The organism is Streptomyces sp. CC208A (assembly GCF_030010625.1).
Taxonomy (GTDB): Bacteria; Actinomycetota; Actinomycetes; order Streptomycetales; family Streptomycetaceae; genus Streptomyces.
Window position 1 is genome coordinate 116,939 of sequence record NZ_JASCXN010000026.1, and the last position, 6,514, is coordinate 123,452.

The 6,514-nt window shown below is 73.4% G+C and carries 8 protein-coding genes; 6 read left to right on the forward strand and 2 right to left on the reverse strand.

The features are described from left to right. Nucleotides 1-156: 156 nt before the first annotated feature. From paaA to QK442_RS25680, 6 genes are all read left to right on the forward strand, one after another. The gene (paaA, locus tag QK442_RS25655) at nucleotides 157-1,170 is read left to right on the forward strand and encodes a 1,2-phenylacetyl-CoA epoxidase subunit PaaA (RefSeq protein WP_282696420.1); all 1,014 of its coding nucleotides are present in this window, start codon (nucleotides 157-159) and stop codon (nucleotides 1,168-1,170) included. Further along, a complete protein-coding gene (gene paaB, locus QK442_RS25660) occupies nucleotides 1,167-1,454 on the forward strand; it encodes a 1,2-phenylacetyl-CoA epoxidase subunit PaaB (protein ID WP_282696421.1) in 288 nt (95 codons plus the stop codon). Before paaA ends, paaB begins: the two co-directional genes overlap by 4 nt. Nucleotides 1,455-1,546: 92 nt before the next feature. Continuing rightward, the gene (gene paaC / locus QK442_RS25665) at nucleotides 1,547-2,251 is read left to right on the forward strand and encodes a 1,2-phenylacetyl-CoA epoxidase subunit PaaC (RefSeq protein WP_282696435.1); all 705 of its coding nucleotides are present in this window, start codon (nucleotides 1,547-1,549) and stop codon (nucleotides 2,249-2,251) included. Beyond that, nucleotides 2,245-2,742: a 1,2-phenylacetyl-CoA epoxidase subunit PaaD gene (gene paaD / locus QK442_RS25670; RefSeq protein WP_282696422.1), complete on the forward strand. Its 498-nt coding sequence runs from the start codon at nucleotides 2,245-2,247 to the stop codon at nucleotides 2,740-2,742. The genes paaC and paaD overlap by 7 nt, the downstream gene beginning before the upstream one ends. Continuing rightward, nucleotides 2,743-3,804 (forward strand): 2Fe-2S iron-sulfur cluster-binding protein, encoded by a 1,062-nt coding sequence (locus QK442_RS25675; protein WP_282696424.1) that lies wholly within the window; start codon nucleotides 2,743-2,745, stop codon nucleotides 3,802-3,804. A 106-nt stretch (nucleotides 3,805-3,910) separates the two neighbouring features. Beyond that, a complete protein-coding gene (locus QK442_RS25680) occupies nucleotides 3,911-5,035 on the forward strand; it encodes an acyl-CoA dehydrogenase family protein (protein ID WP_282696425.1) in 1,125 nt (374 codons plus the stop codon). Between the two features lie 16 nt (nucleotides 5,036-5,051). Here the strand turns inward: QK442_RS25680 and QK442_RS25685 are convergent, their stop codons facing one another. Next, nucleotides 5,052-5,393 carry a rhodanese-like domain-containing protein gene (locus tag QK442_RS25685; RefSeq protein ID WP_282696426.1) on the reverse strand — a complete coding sequence of 114 codons (342 nt, stop codon included), beginning with the start codon at nucleotides 5,391-5,393 and terminating at the stop codon, nucleotides 5,052-5,054. Between the two features lie 77 nt (nucleotides 5,394-5,470). Further along, nucleotides 5,471-6,226 (reverse strand): hypothetical protein, encoded by a 756-nt coding sequence (locus QK442_RS25690; protein WP_282696427.1) that lies wholly within the window; start codon nucleotides 6,224-6,226, stop codon nucleotides 5,471-5,473. Nucleotides 6,227-6,514 lie beyond the last annotated feature (288 nt).

Below are 6,514 nucleotides of genomic sequence, written 5' to 3' on the forward strand. Positions count from 1 at the left end.
CCCGACCCGATCCCGTTCCCACCGGTGACCCGCCCGGCGACCCGCTCCTGGGCGCCCCGAACGGCGCAGCCCGGTTATCCACAGGGTTGACACCATACGGGCCGCCGACCCACCATTGAAGTCATTCAACCGAACGATCGGTCGGTAGGGAGTGCGATGACCGCAGGGACGGCAGGGACGGCAGTGACCGCGGAGGCGCCCGGCACGGACGCCGCCGACGCGGCGGCACAGGCCGCCCGCGAGGCGGTGTTCGACGCCGCCGTCGCCGCCGACGAGCGCATCGAACCGCGCGACTGGATGCCGGAGGCGTACCGCGCCACCCTCATCCGCCAGATCGCGCAGCACGCCCACTCCGAGATCATCGGCATGCAGCCCGAGGCCAACTGGATCACCCGCGCGCCCTCCCTGCGCCGCAAGGCCATCCTCATGGCCAAGGTCCAGGACGAGGCCGGCCACGGCCTGTACCTCTACAGCGCCGCCGAGACCCTCGGTGTCAGCCGCGACGAGCTCCTCGACAAGCTCCACTCCGGCCGCCAGAAGTACTCCTCGATCTTCAACTACCCCACGCTCACCTGGGCCGACGTCGGCGCCATCGGCTGGCTCGTGGACGGCGCCGCCATCACCAACCAGGTCCCCCTCTGCCGCTGCTCCTACGGCCCGTACGCCCGGGCGATGGTCCGCGTCTGCAAGGAGGAGTCCTTCCACCAGCGCCAGGGGTACGAAGCCCTGCTCGCCCTCTCCCGCGGCACCGAGGCCCAGCACGCCATGGCCCAGGACGCGGTGGACCGCTGGTGGTGGCCCTCCCTGATGATGTTCGGCCCGCCCGACGACGAGTCGGCGCACTCCGCCCAGTCGATGGCCTGGAAGATCAAGCGCCACTCCAACGACGAACTGCGCCAGCGCTTCGTCGACATCGCCGCCCCGCAGGCCGAGGCCCTCGGCCTCACCCTCCCCGACCCCGACCTGAAGTGGAACGAGGAGCGCGGGCACTACGACTTCGGCCCCATCGACTGGGCCGAGTTCTGGGACGTCCTCAAGGGCAACGGCCCCTGCAACGACCAGCGGATCACCAAGCGCCGCCAGGCACACGAGGACGGCGCCTGGGTCAGAGAGGCCGCCGCGGCCTACGCGCGCAAGCACACCGGACAGCATGGGGAGGCACAGGCATGAGCAGCGACACTTGGCCCCTGTGGGAGGTGTTCGTGCGCTCCCGCCGAGGGCTCTCCCACACCCACGCCGGCAGCCTCCACGCCCCCGACGCGGAGATGGCCCTGCGCAACGCCCGGGACCTCTACACCCGCCGGATGGAAGGCGTCTCGATCTGGGTCGTCCCCTCCACCGCGATCACCGCCTCCTCCCCGGACGAGAAGGACCCCTTCTTCGAGCCGGCCGCCGACAAGCCCTACCGGCACCCGACCTTCTACGAGATCCCGGAGGGGGTGAAGCACCTGTGACCACCACGGACACCACCGGCGCCGACACCGGCACCGGCACCGCCGCACACGCCCCCACAGGCTCCGCCACGGCAGCCGCCGTCGACCCCGCCATCGCCCCCGCGGCCCTCGCCCTCGGCGACGACGCCCTCGTCCTCGCCCAGCGCCTGGGGGAGTGGGCCGGCAGCGCCCCCGTCCTGGAGGAGGAGGTCGCCCTCGCCAACATCGCGCTCGACCTCCTCGGCCAGGCCCGCGTCCTCCTCTCCCTCGTCGGCGACGAGGACGAACTCGCCTTCCTCCGCGAGGAGCGCGCCTTCCGCAACCTCCAGCTGGTCGAACAGCCCAACGGCGACTTCGCCCACACCATCGCCCGCCAGCTGTACTTCTCCACCTACCAGCGGCTGCTCTACGCGGCCCTGGCCGCGAGCGACGGCCCCCTCGCCGGACTCGCCGCCAAGGCCGTCAAGGAAGTCGCCTACCACCAGGACCACGCCGAGCACTGGACCCTCCGCCTCGGCGACGGCACCGACGAGAGCCGGCGCCGCATGCAGACCACCTGCGACGCCCTCTGGCGCTACACCGGCGAGCCCTTCCAGCCCCTCGACGGCCTCGGCGTGGACACCGCCGCCCTCGAACCGGCCTGGCTCGACTCCGTCACCGACGTCCTCACCCGCGCCGGCCTCACCGTCCCCACCGGCCCCCGCACCGGCGCCTGGGCCGCCGGAGCCGGCCGCCAGGGCCTCCACACCGAACCCTTCGGCCGGATGCTCGCCGAGATGCAGCACCTGCACCGCAGCCACCCGGGGGCGACATGGTGACCACCACCCCCCTCGAAGAGGAACTGGCCAGGATCGCCGGCGCCGTCCCCGACCCCGAGCTGCCCGTCCTCACCCTCGCCGAACTCGGCGTGCTCCGCGGCGTCCACGTCACCGGCCCCGGCCGCGTCGAGGTCGCCCTCACCCCCACCTACACCGGCTGCCCCGCCGTCGAGACGATGTCCACCGACATCGAGCACGCCCTCCACGAGCACGGCATCCCCGAGGTCACCGTCGTCACCGTCCTCGCCCCCGCCTGGTCCACCGACGACATCAGCGAGGAAGGCCGCCGCAAACTCACCGAGTTCGGCATCGCCCCGCCCCGCCCGCAGGGCCCGGCCGGCGGCCCCGTCCCCCTCACCCTCGCCATCCGCTGCCCCCACTGCGGCTCCACCGACACCGAACTCCTCAGCCGCTTCTCCTCCACCGCCTGCAAGGCCCTGCGCCGCTGCACCTCCTGCCGCGAACCCTTCGACCACTTCAAGGAGCTGTAGATGTTCCACCCGCTCCCGGTGAGCCGGGTCGAACGGCTCACCGACGACTCCGTGGCCGTCACCTTCGCGGTCCCCGAAGAACTCCACGAGACCTTCCGCCACCGCCCCGGCCAGCACCTCGCGCTGCGCCGCACCGACGAGACCGGCCAGGAGATCCGCCGCACCTACTCGATCTGCTCCCCCGCCGCCCCGGCCGGCGAGCGGCCCGAACTCCGCGTCGGCATCCGCCTCGTCGACGGCGGGTCCTTCTCCACCTGGGCGCTCAAGGAACTCACCCCCGGCCACACCGTCGACGTCATGGCCCCCACCGGCCGGTTCGTCCTCGACCCGCGCCCCGGCCACTTCGCCGCCGTCGTCGGCGGCAGCGGCATCACCCCGGTGCTCTCCATGGCCGCCACCCTCCTCGACCGCGAACCCGAGGCCCGGTTCTGCCTGATCCGCAGCGACCGCACCGCCGCCTCCACGATGTTCCTCGACGAGGTCGCCGACCTGAAGGACCGTCACCCGGACCGCTTCCAGCTCGTCACCGCCCTCTCCCGCGAGGAACAGCAGGCCGGCCTCCCCTCCGGCCGCCTCGACCAGGACCGGCTCACCACCCTCCTGCCCACCCTCCTCCCGGTCGGCAACATCGACGGCTGGTTCCTCTGCGGCCCCTACGGCCTCGTCCAGGGCGCCGAGCAGGCCCTGCTCGGCCTCGGCGTCGACCGCGCCCGCGTCCACCAGGAGATCTTCCACGTCGACGACGGCTCGGGCCCCGCTCCCGTCCCCACCGCCGACACCCCCGTCCACGCCACCCTCACGGCCACCCTCCACGGCCGCTCCGGCACCTGGCCCGTCGAGCGCGGCGAAACCCTCCTCGACACCGTCCTCCGCGCCCGCGCCGACGCCCCCTACGCCTGCAAGGGCGGCGTCTGCGGCACCTGCCGCGCCTTCGTCGTCGGCGGCGAGGTCCGCATGGACCGCAACTTCGCCCTCGAACCGGAGGAGACCGACGCCGGCTACGTCCTGGCCTGCCAGTCCCACCCCGCCACCCCCGAGGTGGAGCTGGACTTCGACCGCTGAGCCCATTCCCTTCCGCTAGAACCTGTTCTATCTTGACGGCCCGTCAGCCGAGCACCGCCTGACGGGCCGCCGGAACGGCAGCGGACAGCGACGGAAGGACCGGGCCATGGACTTCACGTTCACCGAGGAGCAGCAGGCCGCCGCGGAGACGGCCCGTACCGTCTTCGCCGACGTCGCCCCCGACGCCGTACCCAGCCCCGCCCTCACCCCGACCGCCGTCGCCGACGACCTCGACCGCCCCCTGTGGCAGCACATCGCCGCCACCGACCTCCTCGGGCTCCTGATCGCCCCGGAGCACGGCGGCACCGGCCTCGACCCCATCGCCCTCTGCCTCGTCCTGCGCGAGTCCGCCCGCGTCCTGGCCCGGGTCCCCCTCCTGGAGACCACCGCCGTCGCCCACGTCCTCCAGCACCACGCCCCGGCCGGCACCGCCGCCGCACTCCTGCCCGAGGTCGCCGCCGGCCGACTCGTCCTCACCGCCGCCGCCCACGGCACCACCGGCCACGAACCCGCCGAGCGGGCCGTCACCGCCCACCACGACGACACCCACTGGATCCTCGACGGCACCACCGACCACGTCCCGTGGGCCCACCAGGCCGACCTGACCGCCGTCCCCGCCCACACCGCCGACGGCCGCACGGTCCTCGCCCTGCTCCCCCACGACCACCCGGGCCTCACCCTCGACGCCCAGTACGGCACCCACGGCGAGCGCCTCGCCCGGCTGTCCCTCGACGCCGTACGCCTCGACACCGGCCGCGTCCTCGACGCCCCCGACGCCTGGCCGGCGCTCCGCGCCCTGCTCACCACCGGAACCTGCGCGCTCGCCCTCGGCCTCGGCGAACAGGTCCTCGCCATGACCAGCCAGTACACCGGGAAACGCGAACAGTTCGGCCACCCCGTGGCCACCTTCCAGGCCGTCGCCGTCCAGACCGCCGACCGCTACATCGACCTCCGCGCCATGGAGGCCACCCTCTGGCAGGCCGCCTGGCGCATCACCACGGCCGCCGACACGGACCTACCCGCCGAGGCGGATCTCGCCGTCGCCAAGATCTGGGCCGCGGAGGGCGTACGCCGGGTCGTCCAGACCGCCCAGCACCTGCACGGAGGCTTCGGCGCCGACACCGACCACCCCCTGCACCGCTACCACGCCTGGGCCAAGTACCTCGAACTCTCCCTGGGCCCGGCCGCCGCCCACGAGGAGGCCCTGGGCGACCTCCTCGCCGCGGACTGAGCCGTACCGGTACGACTCAGGCGACGAACCCGGGCCCGTGGTCCGACACCACGGGACGCCCGGCGCTCTCCCAGGCCACCATCCCGCCATCCACGTTCACCGCGTCGTACCCCTGCTGCACCAGGTACTGCGTGACCTGCGCCGACCGGCCGCCCACCCGGCACATCACATAGGCACGCCCGTGCTCGGCCAGCGCCTCGCCAACCTCGGCGAACCGCGCCACGAAGTCGCTCATCGGCACGTGCAGCGCGCCCTCGACCCGCCCGGCCGCCCACTCGTCGTCCTCCCGCACGTCCAGCACCAGGGCATCGGCGGGCACGGCCGCGGCGGGCACCGACGGAAGCGGGGCGAAACTCATGACACTGTCCTTCTCTCGTGTACGTGGGGGGCACGGCAGGCACGACGGATACGGGGGACTGCCTCGCCCCTGAAAACCTACTCCACCAGCGCGGCCAGCTCGGCCTCACGCTCGGACACCTGGCCGCGCAACTGCTCGGCGATCTCCTCAAGGAGCCGGTCCGGGTCCTCCGGCGCCAGCCGGAGCATCGAACCGATCGCGCTCTCCTCCAGCTCCCGCGCCAGCACCGACAGCAGGTCCTTGCGCTGGGCCAGCCACTCCAGCCGCGCGTACAGCTCCTCGCTCTCGCTCAGCCGCTCCTCGGCCGGCGCCGGGCCCGCCTCCCACTCGTCGGCGAGCTCCCGGAGCAGCCGCTCGTCGCCCCGCGCGTAAGCGGCGTTCACCCGGGTGATGAACTCCTCCCGCCGCCTCCGCTCGTCCTCCTCCCGCGCCAGATCGGGATGGGCCTTGCGGGCCAGCTCACGGTAGAGCCGGCGCACCTCCTCGCTGGGCCGCACCCGCTGCGGAGGCCGCACGGGCCGCTCGGTCAGCATCGCGGCCGCCTCGGGGGAGAGGCCCTCGGAGTCGAGCCAGTCGTCGAAGAGGGCCTCGACCCCCGGCAGCGGCAGCACCGCGGCCCGCGCATCCTGCGCCCGCCTCACGTCCTCCGGGTCCCCGGTCCGCGCGGCCCGCGCCTCCGCGATCGACGCGTCCAGCTCGTCGAGCCGCGCGTACATCGGCCCCAGCTTCTCGTGATGCAGCCGCGAGAAGTTCTCCACCTCGACCCGGAACGTCTCCACGGCGATCTCAAACTCGATCAGCGCCTGCTCGGCCACCCGCACAGCCCGCTCCAACCGAGCCTCCGGCCGCTCACCCTCCGCTCCAGCCGCCTGACCGCCCGGGCCGCCCTCCGGCCCCTCCGCCCCCGACTCCCGACCATCGGCCTCGGGCCCCTGCCCCCCCGCCCCGGGCTCCCGCCCCTGGCCATCGCCATCATCCTGGCCCCGATCCTGGATCTGGTCTCGGTCCTGGCTCTGGCTCTGGCCCTGGTCCTCGCTCACGTTCACGCCCGCCCACGTCCTCGTTCCGGCCCGACTCCTCAAGCGTCTCTGATCAGCTTAGTAAGCCCGTGCAGACCGCAG